Here is a 17,820-nt window from a genome sequence, read left to right as displayed (position 1 = left end):
TTATAAAGACCAATAAATAAAGTCTTTCTCCATTTTTTCTTTATAGAAAATACTTTTTACATCAATTAAAATATTTTTAGCACTAGAGTCTTTTCTGTACATATTTTTAATCTGCTCTATGGACAGTCTTTTAAACTCATTGTGACTAACAGCAAATATTATACAATCTGCATCTTTAACAAGGGATAAATCTATTAAATCTATATCATAGACTTCCTTAACAGCTTCTGCATTAGCAATAGGATCTACAATTTTAACATCTATATCATATTCCTTAAATCTATTTACAATATCTAGAACTTTAGAATTTCTTATATCAGCACAATTTTCTTTAAAAGTAATACCTAATATATAAATATTTGCATTATTTATACAAGTCTTAGCTTTAACCATATTCTTTATAGACATATCTGCTATGAAATTACCCATTTCATCATTAATTTTTCTACCTGCTAGAATTATTTGAGAATTGTATCCTAATTTTTCTGCCTTATAGATAAAGTAATAGGGATCTACCCCTATACAATGTCCTCCAACAAGTCCAGGTTTAAATCCCAAAGCATTCCATTTTGTATTCATTGCATCAATAACCTCGTTGGTAGATATGTCCATCTTTTCAAATACAATAGCTAGTTCGTTCATAAATGCAATATTTATATCTCTTTGAGCATTTTCCACTAGTTTAGCAGCTTCAGCTACCTTAATACTACTGGTTTTATGAGTCCCTGCTTCTATAATTATTTCATATACCTTGCCAATTGTTTCTGTAGTTTCCTCATCAATCCCCGATACTATTTTGACAATATTTTCTAATCGATTTTCTTTATCTCCTGGATTAATTCTTTCTGGTGAATAGCCTACTTTAAAATCAACTCCACATTTTAAGCCTGATACATCTTCAATAATAGGTATACAAATATCCTCAGTTACTCCAGGAAAAACTGTTGATTCATATACTATTATGGAATCTTTAGTAAGATTTCGACCAATTATTTCGGAAGCATTTTTCACAAGATTTAAATTTGGAGTTTTATCACTATTTATTGGTGTAGGTACTGCAATTATAAAAAAATTTGCCTCTCTTAATTTACTTTCTTCATTTGTAAAAAAAACTGTGGATTTTTTTATCTCTTCATCTCCTACTTCCTTGGTAGGGTCCTCCCCATTTAAATATTTACCAATTTTTCTTTTGTCAATATCAAATCCAATAGTCTCCACTTTTTTAGCAAAGGATATTGCTAAAGGCATGCCTACATAACCAAGTCCAACTACTGCAATCTTTTTCTTCATATTTATAATATCTTTGTAAATATTTTTCATCTTTTCTCCCATTCTATAATATAAATAATAAACTTTATTTCAGCAAAATAAAGATACCCATTATCTAGAAAATCAAACTCTAGTAGAAAGCTTCATAAATTTTCATTTATATAAAACCTAGAGTAATCTAAAAAATAGGTACTTTTAATATTCATATTTAAATTTTAGAATAAAATTAAAACTTATTTGATTATAATTTCCTTAGAAATATGGATTTTCTCTTTGTTAATATGATAATATAATCAATAAACTAAGGCAAACCCTATTAATTCCCTGTATTCCCAGAAAATGCACTATACAAATCTTATTTTTCCTTTCTTGAAATTTAAAATTTATTATCTATTTTATATATAGTTGTACTTTGATACTTTTCTCCTATTTTTAAAATAGGGCTTTGAAATTCTTCTATATTTATACTATTTGGATAATATTGGGTTTCAAAGCATATCCCTGAGTAGTCTATATAGATTGACCCATTTTTTCCTCTTTCATTCCCAATAAAATTACCTGTATATACTTGAATCCCTGGTAGATCTGTATAAGTTAACAACTGTAAAGTTTTATCTTCATTATAAAGAGTAGCAGCTAATTTTAGTGTTCCTTCATTATTTAGGCAAAAGTTGTGATCTATTCCTTTGGCATCTTTTATTTGGGGATAATCCTCTTTTATAATATCTCCTATTTTCTTAGGAGTATTTAGGTCAAAAGGAGTCTCTTTTGCATCTCTTTTTTCCCCAGTAGGGATATTATCTTTGTCAGTAGGTAAAAAACAATCTGCATCTACTTCCAGAAAATGATCTAGTATAGTCCCATCATCATGCCCATTTAAATTGAAATAGGAGTGATTTGTAGGATTTAATATAGTATCTTTGTCTGTATTTCCAGTATAATTTATATGGAGTTCATCCTCATCATTTAGTATATATTCTACCCTCAAAGTACATTCTCCAGGAAAGCCTGCTTCTCCGTCTTTGCTTGTATAACTAAATACTATGGATTTTTTATTTACCTCATAATCCCATATTCTCTTTTGAAAGCCTCCTTCTCCCCCATGAAGTTGATTTTCACCTTCATTTTTATCCAATTTATAGGTTTTCCCATTTAATTTAAATTGCGATCCTTCTATTCTATTTCCATTTCTGCCTATAGTTGCTCCAAAGTATTTTTCACCTTTTTCATAATCAGATATATTGTCATATCCAAGTACTATATCCTTTGTGTCTCCATTTTTATCCTTTATATTAAATGAGACTACAGTGGCTCCATAATTTATTATTTCAACTTTTGTATTTTTATTATTTATTAGAGCAAACTTATATACCCTTTGTCCATCTTTTGTAGTGCCGAAATAAGTTTTTTCTATTCCCAATACTTCCACCTCCACTATATATTACTTAGTTTTTTAAATGTATCTTTTAAATCTTTGTAAATATCTTGGTATATTTCATGATATTTAAGATATTCTTTATGATTGTACATATCTGGATTTACTTCTTTATCTTTTTTTATATGAAGTTCACAAGCATCTTCTACTGAGTCAAATATGCCAGCTCCAACTCCTGCCAGTATGGCTGCTCCAAGGGAAGCACCTTCTTCTGATTTTATAGTGTTTATATTGCAATTATACATATCAGATAGCATCTTTCTTAGGATTTCACTTTTTGCTCCTCCACCTGTTACCATCATCACATCTGTATCTATACCCATTTCTTTTAATATATCATAGCTGTCTTTTAGAGAGAAAGCTATACCTTCCATTACTGCTCTTGCCATTTGCTTTTTTTCATGTTTTGCAGATAGTCCCAAAAATACTCCCCTTGCATTTGGATCTAGATGTGGAGTTCTCTCTCCCATTAAGTAAGGTAGATAAATTAAATTTTCACTTCCTATACCAACCTTTGAAATTTCCTTATTTATCTCATCGTAGGAGGTCTTTTCATTTTTCCCATCATAAATATTGTCTCTAAACCATTTTAAAGATAATCCTGCTGCCTGAGTTACTCCCATTACATGCCAACTACCTGGAACAGCGCAGCAAAATGTATGAACTCTTCCTTCTAAGTCTATCTTAACCTTACTTGTATGAGCATATACTACTCCACTAGTACCTATCGTAGTAAAGGCACTCCCATCCTTAACTACTCCTGTACCCACTGCTGCGGCTGCATTATCTCCTGCTCCTGCTACTATAACTGTATCTTCTGATAGACCAATCTCATCCGCTATTGATTTTTTTAGTTTACCTGTTACTTCAGGTGATTCATATACTTTTGCAAGTTTATCTTTATCTATTTCTAGTAAGCTTAAGATTTCATCTGACCACTTTCTATTTGGCACATCTAAAAGCTGCATTCCACTTGCATCTGATACATCTGTAGCATAGTCGCCTGTTAATATAAATCTTACATAATCTTTAGGAAGTAATATATGTTCACACTTGTTATAATTATCTGGTTCATTGTTTTTAACCCATAGGATTTTAGAAGCAGTAAATCCTGTTAATGCTGGATTTGCTGTGATTTGTATTAGTTTTTCTTTTCCAACTTTTCTTGTTATTTCTTCACATTCTTTTCCAGTTCTCTGATCTGCCCAAATAATCGCAGGCCTTATTATATCATCATTTTCATCTAGCATAACTAGTCCATGCATTTGACCAGATAAACCTATTCCCTTTATGTCATTTTTATCCACACCACTGTTTTTTACAATATCTTTTAATACATCTTTACTTGCATTTGCCCAATCTTTAGGATCTTGTTCTGCCCAACCATTTTTAGGTTGATACAGTGGATATTCTTTGCTTGATGTACAGATAATATTTAATTCTTCATCAAATAAAACTGCTTTTGTACCTGAAGTTCCTACATCTATACCTATTATATAATTCATATGAACACCTCTTTAATTTAATTTATGGTAAATTTAAGGACTTCAAATAAAAGAAGTCCTTAAGTTTAATGTCTATTTAAATAATATGTTATTTAATACTGCTTCTAAATACTCTTGTTTACCACTATCCATCTCTACTTCTCCATTTTTAAGAGTATATTCTTCAAGTTCTTCTAGAGTGACTTTCCCCTCTACTATATCCTTTCCAATGCCAGAATTATAACTTGAGTATCTTTCTTTCACAAACTCATCTATTCTTCCATCTTCTATTATCTCATATGCCTTGATTAAAGCTAAGGCAAAGGTGTCCATACCAACGATATAACCTAATAATAAATCATCAAATTTAAAGGATCCTCTTCTTAATTTTGCATCAAAGTTAAGTCCTCCATTTGTAAATCCACCAGCTTTTATTATTTCAAGCATTGCTAGAGTTGCACTATATACATCTGTTGGAAATTGATCTGTATCCCAACCTAAGTTTGGATCTCCTTGATTAGCATCTACAGTTCCAAAGACTCCATTTATTCTTGCAGTTGCCAATTCATGTTGGAAAGTATGACCTGCAAGAGTAGCATGATTTGCCTCTATATTCATCTTAAAATCATCTTGTAAATCATATTTTTTTAAGAAAGCAAGTACTGTAGCCGTATCAAAATCATATTGATGTTTAGTAGGCTCTTTTGGCTTAGGTTCAATATAAAAGTCTCCTTTGAATCCTTGTTTTCTTCCATATTCTACAGCCATTTTCATAAGCCTTGCCATATTATCAAGTTCAAACTCCATATCTGTGTTTAATAGAGTCTCATAGCCTTCTCTACCACCCCAAAATACATATCCATTTCCACCTAATTTGATTGTTGCATCTATGACATTTTTAATTTGAGCTGCTGCATATGCAAAACTATCTGCATTTGAAGAAGTTCCTGCCCCATGCATATATCTAGGATGATTAAATGCATTTGCAGTTCCCCATAATAATTTAATATCAGTACCTTCCATTTTCGACTTGATATATTCTACCATTTCATGTAAATTTTTTCGAGTTTCTTCATAAGTTTCTCCTTGAGGAGCTATATCTACATCATGAAAGCAAAAGTATTTTATGCCTAATTTAGTCATAAATTCAAAAGCTGCATCTGCACGAGCTTTTGCTCTCTCCATAGGGTCTTTTTCTCCATATTCTCTATCCATAGTAGCTGAACCAAAAGGATCTGTTCCTCCAGCCACCATTGTATGCCACCAAGACATGGCAAATTTTAAGTGTTCTTCCATAGTTTTACCATCTATTACTCGTTTTGCATCATAATATTTAAATGAAAAAGGGTTTTTAGAATCACTTCCCTCAAATTTAACCTTTTCTACACTTGGAAAATAAGTTTTCATTCAATTCATCTCCTTACAGATTTTCTAATATTATTATTTCATTTTTAACTATATACTTGTCTTTTTCTTTTCTTTTTTTTGAAACAAAATAACTATATGCCATTTCAATAGACTTATAACCTTGAGTAAAAGGCTGTTGGCATATTGTTGCTTTTATTATGCCTTCCTTTAACATTTGCCTTGTAATAGGAATCTTATCAAAGCTTACAATTGTAACTTTGTCTTCCATTTTCATTTCCTTTACAGCACTACAAACTCCCTCTACACCTGCTGCTACAATTAATATAGAGTCAATATCATGATTTTTTAAAAGGTTTAAAGTTTCTTTATAAGCTATTTTATCACTGTCATTTGTTTCAGCTAGATCTAATATACTCATATCTGGATACCTAGTTTTAGCAATTTTTTTAAATCCTTCCACTCTTTGATTATGTCCTAAAACCTTTTTAGAACCAGTCAATATAGCCACATTTGCCTTACCATTAGTAAGCAATCCAAGTATACCACATGCTGTTTCTCCACCTTTTGTATAATCACTACCTATATAATATAATCTTTTACTATTTTCTACATCAGTATTTATATTGACTACAATCTTTCCTGATTCTACCAATTCATTTATTTTATCTATTATTTTTTTATCATTTATAGGATTTAAAATTATACAATCTACCTTATCTTTGATTTCATCTATTTTTCTCAATTGATTTTCAACTTCATATCCTTCTAATTCTTGAATTAAAACTGATACTCCAAAGTCTTCATATTCCTTTTTAGCTCTATTTAAACCTTTTAGTACATCGTCAAAAAATGGGTTTCCTCGTGATATTAGTATGACACCTATTTTAAATCCTGTTTTTTTAGTAGCTAATATCTTTCCTGTTATATTAGGAGTATATTGTAATTTTTTGATTGTATCTCTTACAAGCTTTTCAGTTTCTTTACTTACATTTCCTCTATTGTGTAGAACTCTATCTACAGTTCCTCTTGATACTCCACAAGCTTGTGCAATTTCTTTTATTGTTATGTTTTTCATATTGATTACCTATGCTTTTTTCTTTTGATTATAGGTGTCAAAAGCAACTGCTGCCAAGAGAACTAGTCCTTTAATAGCTTGTTGCCAATCAATTCCAATTCCCATAATTGACATACCATTATTTAGGACCCCCATTACCAGACCTCCAACTACTGCTCCAATTATAGTTCCTACTCCTCCTGAAGCTGAGGCCCCTCCTATATAACATGAAGCTATTGCATCTAATTCAAATCCATTTCCTGCAGATGGTGTAGCAGCATTTAATCTTCCAGAAAATATTATACCAGCTAGTGCTGCCATAATTCCCATATTTACATAAGTCAAGAAAAACACCCTATTTGTTTTTATACCTGAAAGTTCTGCAGCTCTTTCATTTCCACCAAAAGCATATATACTTCTTCCTAAAACTGTCTTATTCGTTATATAACTGTAAATTAATATTAGTAGGGTTAGTAAAAACAATACTACTGGGACCCCTTTATATAGGCTCAACCAATATAAAGAGAACATAATTAATACTACTTCAGTAATGATTTTTAGGATAAAAACATGAAAGCTAGTGTCTTGAATTCCATATTTTTGTTCTTTTTTCCTATTTCTAAACTCTATAAATACTGCTAAAATCGAAAATAGTACTCCTACCCCTAAAGAAACTATGGTTACCATATCTTTATTACTTGTTAAAAATCCTGCTGAAAGATATTGATAAGACTCCGGAAATGGAGCTAGTGTATTCCCTTTTAAAATTACTAATGTTAAACCTCTAAAAATTAACATACCTGCTAAAGTAACAATAAAAGAAGGTATTCTAACATAAGCTATCCAAAATCCTTGCCATGCTCCTACTATTACTCCAACAATCAAGGCCACTATTATTGCTAACCATACTGGTAGTTCATAAGTAATTATCATAACTCCTATAATAGCACTTACAAAGGCCAATACAGATCCAACTGAAAGATCTATATTTCCTGTCAATATAACTGGCAACATCCCAATGGCTAAAATAAGAATATAGCTATTTTGCATAACTAATTTAGAAACATTCATTGGTTTTAAAAGTATTCCATCAGTAGTAATTTGAAATAATATTGTTATAGAAATTAAAGCTATAAACATAGCATATTTTCTTAAATCTATCTTTGAATTTTTGCCCATTAAACTTTTTATGGTTATACCTCCTTTGTACTTTGAATTATACTTCTCATTATATTTTCTTGTGTAGCATCCTTTTTATTAAATTCGGCTACAAATTTCCCTTCATTCATTACATATATTCTATCACTTAGTCCTAATAACTCTGGTAACTCTGATGATATTAAAATAATTGACTTATTCATTGATGCTAGTTCATTGATGATCTTATATATTTCATATTTAGCTCCTACATCTATTCCTCTAGTGGGTTCATCTAGTATCAATACATCAGGGTCGGAATAAAGCCATCTAGCAAGCATAACTTTTTGCTGATTCCCACCTGACAAATTTTCAGTTTTATGAAATATGCTTGGAGCTTTTATATTTATTTTCTCTGAATATTCTTTAGAAATATTAATTTCTTTATGCTCATCTAGTATACCTTTTTTACTAATCTTGTTTAAACTGGCTAATGTTATATTTTTTCGAATATCATTCATTAAGATTAGACCTTGTTCTTTACGGTCTTCTGTAAGATATCCTATCCCATTTTCTATAGCATCTTTAATATTATTTAACTTTATTTCTTTTCCTTCTTTCAGTACAGTTCCTGTTATCCTATTTCCATATGCTCTACCAAATAAACTCATAGCCAATTCTGTTCTACCTGCACCCATTAGTCCAGCAATACCTATAACTTCTCCTTTTCTTACATTAAATCTTATATTATCTATTACTAATTTATCTGGAATATGAGGTGAGTAGACTGTCCAGTCTTTAACTTCAAAGTTAATATCTCCTATTTTATTGTCTCTAGAAGGATATCTGTCTTTTATTTCTCTTCCTACCATTCCTTTAATTATCCTATCTTCACTTATATCATTATTTTTCATTTCTAGAGTTTCTATTGTCTCACCATCTCTTATTACAGTAATGGCATCAGAAACTTTTTTTACTTCATTTAATTTATGAGAAATAATAATGCAAGTCATCCCTTCATTTTCCTTTAAATCTAAAATTAAATTTAATAATTTTTCACTATCCTCATCATTCAAAGAAGCAGTAGGTTCATCAAGAATTAATAACTTTACTCTTTTAGCTAAAGCTTTTGCAATCTCAACTAGCTGTTGTTTTCCTACTCCAATTTTCTCAATTAGATTATGAGGATTCTCATACAACCCTACCATCTTCATATATTTAAGAGCATCCGCTTCTGTTTTGTCCCAATTTATTATACCTTTTTCAGATCTCTCATTACCTAAAAACATATTTTCCATTATAGAAAGTGTAGGAACTAAAGCAAGCTCTTGATGAATTATGACTATTCCTTCATTTTCACTATCTTTAATGTCTTTAAAATTAACAACTTTATCTTTAAATATAATCTCTCCACTATAACTTCCAGTAGAATAAACTCCACTTAATATTTTCATTAAAGTTGACTTTCCCGCTCCATTTTCACCCACTATTGCATGAATAGTATTTTCTTTAACTTTTAAATTTACATTATCAAGAGCTTTTACACCTGGGAATTCTTTAGTTATTCCCTTCATTTCCAATAGAATATTGTCCACCTATATCACCATTCCTACTATTAATTCTTAAAATAAATAGAAATCAGATTAAATTTTATGCTAGCAAGAGCTAGCATAAAATTTAATGCATATTATTTAAGTTGACCTTCTGTATAATAACCACTATCAATTAGTAACTCTTCATAATTCTCTATATCTACAAACTTTGGTTCTAACAAATAAGAAGGTACTACTTTTGCTCCATTATCATAAGTTTCAGTATCATTTACTTCTACTTCTTCACCTGATACTATACCATCTACCATCTCCACAACTTTATCTGCCAATGCTCTAGTATCTTTAAACACTGACATAGATTGGTCTCCACCAACTATAGCCTTAACATTTGAAACATTTGCATCTTGTCCTGTTATTATAGGCATGGATTTCGCCTCAGTTCCATATCCCGCTGATTTAAGTGCAGATTGTACTCCAAGAGAAACTGAGTCATTAGATGCTAAAACAGCATCTATAGTATCATCAGTATAGTAAGCTGTAATTATATTATCCATTCTTGTTTGAGCTTCTTGTTCATCCCAATTTGGAGTTGCAGTTTGTTCTCTAGAAATTTGACCTGATTTTACAACTAATTGTCCATTGTCAATATAAGGCTTTAGTACATCCATTGCTCCGCCATAGAAAAATACAACATTATTGTCATCTAATGGGCCTGTTGCTATTTCTAAATTAAATGGTCCATTGCCTTCTTCTAATCCTAATTTGTCTTCTATATATTTTCCTTGAATAGTTCCTACATTATAATTGTCAAATGTTGCATAGTAACTAACAGCATCAGTATTCATGATAAGTCTATCATAGGCTATGATTTCTATACCTTCTTCTTTTGCACTATCTAATACATTTGTCAAAGCACTTCCATCTATAGCTGCTACTACTATTACATCTGCACCTTTTGTTATCATATTTTCAATTTGAGAAATTTGAGTTTCTATTTTGTTTTCTGCAAATTCTAATTCTACTTCATAACCTTTGTCTTGTAAAATCATTTTCATATTTTCCCCATCTTGATTCCATCTCTGAAGAGATTTAGTAGGCATAGAAACTCCTACCATTACTTCCTCCGATCCTCCATCTGAAGAAGTCTTATCTGCGTCTCCATTATCAGAACCACATGCTACTAGAGAAAACATTAAGACTAGTGCTAACATCATACTAATAAATTTTTTCATATTTCTCCCCCTAATATTTAGTTATGTGCTCGTGCACATTTGTTAATTTCATTTTATAATGTTTAAATTTATATGTCAATAGGAAATCGTTTTATTTTTAATTTAACAATTAATATAATCAAAAATGAAATTAACCCAATGACTTCTTCTATATAGAAATTTTCATATCTATATAAGTTCTTTCATTGGGTTAATTTAAAAAGGGGGAATGGGTTTATTTAGCGTATTTTTTTCCTAATTCTCTTATAAAATTGAATCTTTCTACTGGAATATCAGGGCTAATAGTGCAATCTGCACCTATTGCAACTCCTTTTGTTCCTACTTCTTCTAACATTTCTTTTACATATTTCTCTACTTCTTCATCTGTTCCAGAATCTAATAGAGTTCCTTTATTATTATCAAATCCTCCAATAACTACTTTTCCTTCAAAAAATTCTTTACCTTCTTTCAGACTAGTATTTTCTGTATGAGTTGCCCAGTTTATAATACTTAAATCATATTTTGTAAATAAATCTAAATCATTTGTATATTCTCCATATCCACAGATGTGTAATATATTTGTATCACTATGTTTTTTAATAGTTTCTAATGTGTGTAAATCAGTTGGATGTACATATTTTTCATGAAAAGCTTTATCTGCTCTTTCGTCTTGTACTTCTTGTACACTATAATAGATTCCATCTAATTTTACTTCTTTAAATAATTTCTCTATTAGAATATCTAAATCTTTAGCTATTTCTCTTGCTGCATGGTCCATAGCCTCTGGATTTTCTAAAAATAATCTTGGGAATTTTTTATTATCTGCTTCAAATTCTTCAAAATATAGTCTTATACAGTGTAATGGAGAAAATATATTATAAAATGTATAAACTTCATCGCAGAACTCATCATTAACTTCTTTTACAAACTTTACTTGTTCAGTAATCCATGGATGCTCCTCTCCTACTGCCTTTATTTTAAACAAGTCATCTCCTGTTTCTATTTTTGTATTATTTACACTAGGATGTCCGAAGAATCCATCAGACATTATTTTTACAAAGTCTGGTTGCATTTCTCTATACATCTTCTTATGTCCTTCTATAACTTTGTTTAATACATCTTTATCTTCCAATGATCTAAAATGATCTTTCGGTGGAACATAATGATACCAAAATCCTATAGGTACCCTGTCAGCTTTTTCATTATTAAATACTTTTTTCATTAATTCCCTTTTATTTTCCAATATTATTCCTCCTTGAAATAGTTTTTTAAATTCTAATTGTCTTGAATATAATTATTTATATCTTCTAAAGTCGGCATTGATATTGATGTACCTACCTTAGTTACAGATAATCCTCCAACTACCATAGCATATTTACATGCTTCCAATATACTTTTCCCTTGAGATAATCCAGCTACTAGCCCCCCATTAAAGGCATCTCCTGCTCCTGTGGTGTCTACTACATCTACCTTTATAGTATTAAGCCATTTTTTATCTTCTTCAGTAGATACATATGCTCCATTATCCCCTAGAGTTATCACTACATTTTTTACACCTTTATGATGAAAATATTTTGCTATTTTTATTACATCCTCATCTTCTTCAATCTTTATTCCACTTAGTTTTTCTGCTTCTACTTCATTTGGAGTTATGACATATAGTTTTCTATAAATCTCATCAGGTAATTCTGAGACAGGTGCAGGGTTTAAAATGATCTTTATATCATTTTCATATGCCATATCTATTACTTTTAATATTGCTTCCATATTATTTTCTAATTGCAACAATAAAAATTGATTTTTAAAAATAATATCTTCTGCCTTTTTTATATCTTCATTTGTAATATTAGAAGAAGCTCCAGGCACTACAGTTATAATATTTTGTCCTGTGTCTTCAGCTACCATAATAAGAGCTATACCAGTTGATTCTTTATCATCTAAAAATATATACTCAGTAGACATATTTTCATTTTGAAAACTCTCAAAAGCCAAATCTTTAAACTGATCATTGCCTACTTTAGTTATTATGTCTACATTTGCTCCTGCTCTTTTAGCTGCTATAGCCTGATTTGAGCCTTTCCCCCCTGGTGATATCTTAAAAAAGTTTCCCTTTACTGTTTCCCCAGGCAGTGGAAGAGTTTCACTTCTAGCCATAAGATCGGCTACGAAGCTACCGAAGACTGTTACTCCTTTTTTCATCTTCTCACCTACTATCTATTATATTTCCTGCATATAATCTGAAATACCTTTAATTATATACATTCCAACTGTTGCCCCTCCATCTTGAATTCCTATGCTCTTATCTCCATAATAAGCTGCTCTACCATGTACAGATTTCATATTTTTAGTAGCTAACATTCCTTCATTGGCTTTTTCAAGTGAAGATGAGAAAATTTTATCTATAGACTTATCTTCTGCTAATCCTTTTTTCATTTCTTCTATTGCAGGGTGCAGTGAGTCTATTATTGTCTTTTCTCCTGGTTTAGCCCCACCTTTTTGCATCATATTTGAAAGGCCGCTTTCTAATGAAAGTATTATATCTTCCAATGTAGCTGTGGTCTTTCCCTTTAAATATTTCGCCATGCCCATAAAGTAAATAGATAAAAGAGTTCCTAAGCTAGATGGAGCTGATTCATTTAAGGTTTTAGAAGCTTTAAGCATAAATCTACCTAAATCTTCTTCTTCACTTTTTTTCATCATTTCATATGTTTTAGTAAATCCACTACTCATACTCAAGCCTAGATCCCCGTCACCATTTTGAGCATCCAATTCTATAAGATAGTCCTTATTCTCAATCATTATATCTTTGATATTGGCAATAATTTCTGTTAAATCTTTAATTCCAAAGCTTTTCATATTTACCCCCTATTTATTTTCGTTTGTATAAAAAGGCGTACTTCCTGGTTGTCTAAGTAATGATTTTAATTCATCATCTAATTTAAATAAGGTTATTGAAAATCCACTCATTTCCATAGAAGTTGCAAATTCTCCAATGTGAGGCATATATATTGAAATTCCTTTTTCCTTTAGAACTTCATGAACTCTTTTATAGCAGATTAATTGTTCTTCTAAAGGAGTAGCACCTAATCCATTTATCATCACAGAGACTTCATCACCGCTATTTAATTCTATATCTACTAGTATTTTTTGTAACATTATATCTACTACCTCATCAGCTGTCTTTATTTTTCCTACTTCAATTCCCGGCTCTCCATGAATTCCCATTCCTATTTCCATCTCATCTTCTGCTATGGTAAATGTAGGTTTTCCTACCTCTGGTACTATACAAGGAGTCAAAGCTACACCCATTGTTCTTATATTGTTTAATGCTTTTTGTGTTACTTCTTTTACTTCTTGTAAATTCATCATATTATCTGCTGCAGCCCCAGCTATTTTAAAAGCATACACCATTCCAGCTACACCTCTACGCTTCTCAGCTAATTCTTTAGGACTAGAAGCTACATCATCTTTTACTCTTATTTGTTCAGTTTCTATATCCATAAAATCTGCTTCTTCAGTAGCCATTTCAAAGTTTAAATTATCTCCACCATAATTACCATATAAACATAATACTCCGGCTCCATTATTACATTGCTCTATCATTGAAGCCATCTTGGAAGATGCAGGTGAAGCAAATACATTTCCTACAGCACATCCATCAAGCATTCCATCTCCAACATATCCTAAAAATACAGGTAAATGACCACTTCCACCAGCTGTTACTATCCCAACTTTATTAGGCTTTGTTGGAGTGTTTTTAAGTATGATTCTTTTATCACCATCAAGACATTTTAATTTTTCCCCATAAGCATAGAGTATTCCATCGATAGTTTCATCTACAAAATTCATTGGATCATTAATTATTTTTTTCATCAAAACTCCTCCTATTCTCCTAAATATGACTTTCTAACTCTTTCATCATTTATAAGTTCTTTTCCTGTACCAGTCATAACTATATTACCTCTTTCAAGGACATATCCACGATCTGCTATTTGTAATGCCATAGCTGCATTTTGTTCAATAAGTAAAACTGTCATTCCTATTTTTTTAATTCTAAGAATTAACTCAAATATCTCTTCAACTATAATAGGGGCTAATCCTAGGGAAGGCTCGTCCAGCATTATAAGATCTGGATTCATCATAAGACCACGGGCAATTGCAAGCATCTGTTGCTCTCCTCCTGAAAGAGTACCTCCCCCTTGATTTATCCTCTCTTTTAATCTAGGAAATAGTTCATACATTTTTTCCAAATTTTCATTTATCTTTTCTTTTCCTAATTTATTATTTCCAAAAGTACCAGTTATGAGATTTTCCCTAACACTTAATGCTGGAAATATTTTTCTTCCCTCAGGTACATGACTTATTCCTTCTTGTACTATTTTATGAGCAGGTATATTAGTGATATCTTTACCTTCAAAAATTATACTACCTGCTCTCTTAGGAACTAAATTTGAAATAGACATCAAAGTAGTAGTTTTACCAGCACCATTTCCTCCTATTAATGTTATTATCTCTCCTTCATTTACTTTGAAGTTTATACCTCTTAAAGCACTTATATAACCATAATTCACTTCTAAGTTTTTAACTTCCAACATTATAAATCTTCACCTCCAGATATCTTACCTTTTCCAAAATATGCCTCTATAACATTTTGATCTTTTTTTACAATTTCTGGAGTTCCTTCAGATATTTTTTGTCCAAAGTTTAATACTAATAATCTATTGGACATGGACATGATAAATTTCATATCGTGCTCAATTACAGCTATTGTATATCCTTCTTTATTTAGCTTGATTATAAATTCCATCAATTGATTGGTCTCATTAGGATTCATCCCAGCAGCTGGCTCATCTAATAAGAGTATATCAGGATTTAGAGCTAGAGCCCTTGCTATTTCTACTCTCCTCTGTACTCCATAAGCTAAGTTCCCTGCTAATGTATCTTTAAATTCATATAAACCTACCTTTTTAATAATCTCTAAACTCTCTTTATTTACTAGTTCTTCATCTTCTTTATATGTTTTATTTCTAAGTACTGCATCAAATATATTAGTCTTTGTTCTAATATGAAATCCTATTTTAATATTTTCAAAAACTGTCATATTTTTAAATAATTGTATATTTTGAAAGGTCCTTGCCATCCCTTTTCTGGCTATTTCCTCTGGTTTAAGGTTTTTTATAGATTCTCCTTTAAAAAGTATATCTCCAAATGTAGGTTCATAAATTCCAGAACATATATTAAAAAATGTAGTCTTACCTGCTCCATTTGGTCCGATTATGCCAAATATATCTCCTCTATGAATTTCCATATCTACCTTTTCTACAGCCTTTAAGCCTCCAAAGTGTTTACTTACTCCTTTTGCCTGTAAAATTATCTCAGACATTATTTATCACCTACTTTTTGAGTAATTGACTTTTTCTTTTGTTTTATGGAATTATTGTTGCCAGATAGGATACTATCATATGCACCTACAAGGCCTTGTGGTCTCCACCACATCATTACAATAATAAGTACTGCATATATTACCATTCTATATTGACTTGCAAATCTAAATACCTCAGATATAATAGTTGCAATAGAAGCTCCTACAAAAGGACCTACTAATGTTCCTTGACCTCCTATAATTACCATAGAAAGAATATTAAATCCTTCATCTAGTGTAAACATATCTGATGCAATAAATTTATAATAGGGTGCATAGGCTGCTCCCACTATACCTGCCCAAAAAGCACCATACATAAAGTTTATAGACTTAAATCTACCAGCTTCCACTCCCAAGGATTTGGCAGCTAACTCATCTTCCCTAATGGATATCCATGCTCTTCCCACTCTAGATTTTAAAATTTTACTTGTTGCAAACAAGAAAGCTATACCTATGAATAGAAATATATAATAATAATCTGTAGGTCCTGATATTTTAAACCCAAATAAAACAGGTGATGGAATTCCTTTAATTCCCATTGGTCCTCCAGTTACAGAACTCCAATTTAATGCTACAATTCTTATTATCTCTGAAAATCCTAAAGTAACTATAGCTAGATATATTCCCTTTAGTCTTAAAGTAGGTAGTGATATTAAAAATCCTACTATGGATGTAAAGACACCTGCAACTATTAGTGCTGGCCAAAAGCTCCAACCAAAATTAGTACCTAGTATAGCTTCTGTATAAGCTCCTATTAAAAAGAATCCAGCATGTCCAATATTAAATTGTCCACTATAGCCATTGATTATATTTAATGATCCAGCTAAAGTTGTATACATTAACACTCTACAGACTATACCCATTATATAGCTGCTTGATAATATCCTCGGAAGCAATATAAGTAAAATAAATAAAACTATGTTTATAATCTTTATATTTTTTTTATAAAAATCTCTAATATTATTTATTATTTTTGAAATCATTATGGTCTTCCACCAACTTTCTTAGAAATTCCTTCTGGCTTGATTATTAAGACCAATACTAAAAATACAAAGGCAAAAACATCTCTATAGCTATTTGATAAAAATGCTGTCCCTATATTCTCTGCGATCCCAATTGATATTCCACCTAATGCTGCTGCTGGAATATTTGTAAGTCCTCCTAAAACTGATGATATAAATGATTTAAGTCCCAATGGTCCTCCCATTGTAGGAACTATTGATTGATAGTATATAGCAAGCAACATACCTGCTACTCCACCAAGACCACAACCTATGCAATTACCTATCATAGTAGTCCTTTGTACATTGATTCCCATCAATGCAGCTGCCTTTTTATCTTGGCTTACAGCTCTCAATTGTATCCCCCATTTAGTTTTACTATTTATTATGTACAAAATAGCAGATAAGGAGATAACTATTGCTATAATTAAAATTTGAACCGTATTAAGTCTAACTCCAAATACATTTATAAATCCTAAATCAATAGGTTGGGGCATTGCTTTCATATTTGGTCCAAATACTATTTGTGCTAAATTCTTAACAAGCATGCTAAATCCAATTGTACATATCAATGGAATATGTCTTGGAGAGTCAAAAAATCTTTCATAACATATTTTGTATATCATTATTCCTAAAACCCAGGATGCTGCAAAACTGGTTATAATTCCTAAAAATAAATTTTCAGCAAAGAAAGTAAAGGCATAAAAAGCAGCATAAGCTCCTATCATTATTACTTCCCCTTGAGTAAATGTAACCATCCCTACTACTCCTACTATAGTTGAATATCCTATTGCCATTAAAGCGTATATAGCACCTTGAGATAATCCATTTACCAGTTGCATTAAATAATAATCCATAAGATCACCTCTTCCTTTTAATCTAAAAA

At 30.9% G+C, this 17,820-nt stretch carries 16 protein-coding genes; all 16 read right to left on the bottom strand.

Annotated features, from left to right (window positions below; all coding sequences use genetic code 11):
• The 16 genes from AC4PG3_RS04355 to AC4PG3_RS04280 all read right to left on the bottom strand — a co-directional run bounded on the left by AC4PG3_RS04355 (position 1) and on the right by AC4PG3_RS04280 (position 17,791).
• Positions 1 to 1,320 carry a nucleotide sugar dehydrogenase gene (locus AC4PG3_RS04355; protein ID WP_492197850.1) on the bottom strand — a complete coding sequence of 440 codons (1,320 nt, stop codon included), beginning with the start codon at positions 1,318 to 1,320 and terminating at the stop codon, positions 1 to 3.
• A gap of 325 nt (positions 1,321 to 1,645) precedes the next feature.
• A complete protein-coding gene (locus AC4PG3_RS04350) occupies positions 1,646 to 2,689 on the bottom strand; it encodes an aldose epimerase family protein (protein WP_492197849.1) in 1,044 nt (347 codons plus the stop codon).
• 14 nt (positions 2,690 to 2,703) lie between these two features.
• Positions 2,704 to 4,209: a xylulokinase gene (gene xylB, locus AC4PG3_RS04345; protein ID WP_492197848.1), complete on the bottom strand. Its 1,506-nt coding sequence runs from the start codon at positions 4,207 to 4,209 to the stop codon at positions 2,704 to 2,706.
• A 72-nt stretch (positions 4,210 to 4,281) separates the two neighbouring features.
• Positions 4,282 to 5,595, bottom strand: a complete 1,314-nt coding sequence (gene xylA, locus AC4PG3_RS04340) for a xylose isomerase (RefSeq protein WP_492197847.1) — start codon at positions 5,593 to 5,595, stop codon at positions 4,282 to 4,284.
• Between the two features lie 13 nt (positions 5,596 to 5,608).
• Positions 5,609 to 6,631 carry a LacI family DNA-binding transcriptional regulator gene (locus AC4PG3_RS04335; RefSeq protein WP_492197846.1) on the bottom strand — a complete coding sequence of 341 codons (1,023 nt, stop codon included), beginning with the start codon at positions 6,629 to 6,631 and terminating at the stop codon, positions 5,609 to 5,611.
• A 9-nt stretch (positions 6,632 to 6,640) separates the two neighbouring features.
• Positions 6,641 to 7,789: a multiple monosaccharide ABC transporter permease gene (gene mmsB, locus AC4PG3_RS04330; protein ID WP_492197845.1), complete on the bottom strand. Its 1,149-nt coding sequence runs from the start codon at positions 7,787 to 7,789 to the stop codon at positions 6,641 to 6,643.
• A gap of 14 nt (positions 7,790 to 7,803) precedes the next feature.
• Positions 7,804 to 9,342 carry a multiple monosaccharide ABC transporter ATP-binding protein gene (mmsA, locus tag AC4PG3_RS04325; protein WP_492197844.1) on the bottom strand — a complete coding sequence of 513 codons (1,539 nt, stop codon included), beginning with the start codon at positions 9,340 to 9,342 and terminating at the stop codon, positions 7,804 to 7,806.
• A gap of 92 nt (positions 9,343 to 9,434) precedes the next feature.
• On the bottom strand, positions 9,435 to 10,532 hold the full coding sequence (chvE, locus tag AC4PG3_RS04320) for a multiple monosaccharide ABC transporter substrate-binding protein (RefSeq protein WP_492197843.1): 1,098 nt from the start codon (positions 10,530 to 10,532) through the stop codon (positions 9,435 to 9,437).
• A 214-nt stretch (positions 10,533 to 10,746) separates the two neighbouring features.
• Positions 10,747 to 11,754, bottom strand: coding sequence for a uroporphyrinogen decarboxylase family protein (locus AC4PG3_RS04315; protein ID WP_492197842.1), 1,008 nt, complete (start codon positions 11,752 to 11,754; stop codon positions 10,747 to 10,749).
• A gap of 32 nt (positions 11,755 to 11,786) precedes the next feature.
• A complete protein-coding gene (rbsK, locus tag AC4PG3_RS04310; protein ID WP_492197841.1) occupies positions 11,787 to 12,710 on the bottom strand; it encodes a ribokinase in 924 nt (307 codons plus the stop codon).
• Positions 12,711 to 12,728: 18 nt separating this feature from the next.
• Positions 12,729 to 13,367, bottom strand: coding sequence for a dihydroxyacetone kinase subunit DhaL (gene dhaL, locus AC4PG3_RS04305; RefSeq protein ID WP_492197840.1), 639 nt, complete (start codon positions 13,365 to 13,367; stop codon positions 12,729 to 12,731).
• A 9-nt stretch (positions 13,368 to 13,376) separates the two neighbouring features.
• Complete coding sequence (locus tag AC4PG3_RS04300; protein ID WP_492197839.1) at positions 13,377 to 14,384, bottom strand: dihydroxyacetone kinase subunit DhaK; 1,008 nt, start codon at positions 14,382 to 14,384, stop codon at positions 13,377 to 13,379.
• Positions 14,385 to 14,395: 11 nt separating this feature from the next.
• Positions 14,396 to 15,106 (bottom strand): ABC transporter ATP-binding protein, encoded by a 711-nt coding sequence (locus AC4PG3_RS04295; RefSeq protein WP_492197838.1) that lies wholly within the window; start codon positions 15,104 to 15,106, stop codon positions 14,396 to 14,398.
• Positions 15,106 to 15,894: an ABC transporter ATP-binding protein gene (locus AC4PG3_RS04290; protein ID WP_492197837.1), complete on the bottom strand. Its 789-nt coding sequence runs from the start codon at positions 15,892 to 15,894 to the stop codon at positions 15,106 to 15,108. Before AC4PG3_RS04290 ends, AC4PG3_RS04295 begins: the two co-directional genes overlap by 1 nt.
• Positions 15,894 to 16,916, bottom strand: coding sequence for a branched-chain amino acid ABC transporter permease (locus tag AC4PG3_RS04285; protein WP_492197836.1), 1,023 nt, complete (start codon positions 16,914 to 16,916; stop codon positions 15,894 to 15,896). Before AC4PG3_RS04285 ends, AC4PG3_RS04290 begins: the two co-directional genes overlap by 1 nt.
• Positions 16,916 to 17,791, bottom strand: coding sequence for a branched-chain amino acid ABC transporter permease (locus AC4PG3_RS04280; RefSeq protein WP_492197835.1), 876 nt, complete (start codon positions 17,789 to 17,791; stop codon positions 16,916 to 16,918). Before AC4PG3_RS04280 ends, AC4PG3_RS04285 begins: the two co-directional genes overlap by 1 nt.
• Between the last annotated feature and the right edge of the window lie 29 nt (positions 17,792 to 17,820).

The organism is Tissierella sp. QWL-11, from assembly GCF_058683765.1.
This window is presented reverse-complemented; position numbering and strand designations above follow the sequence as displayed.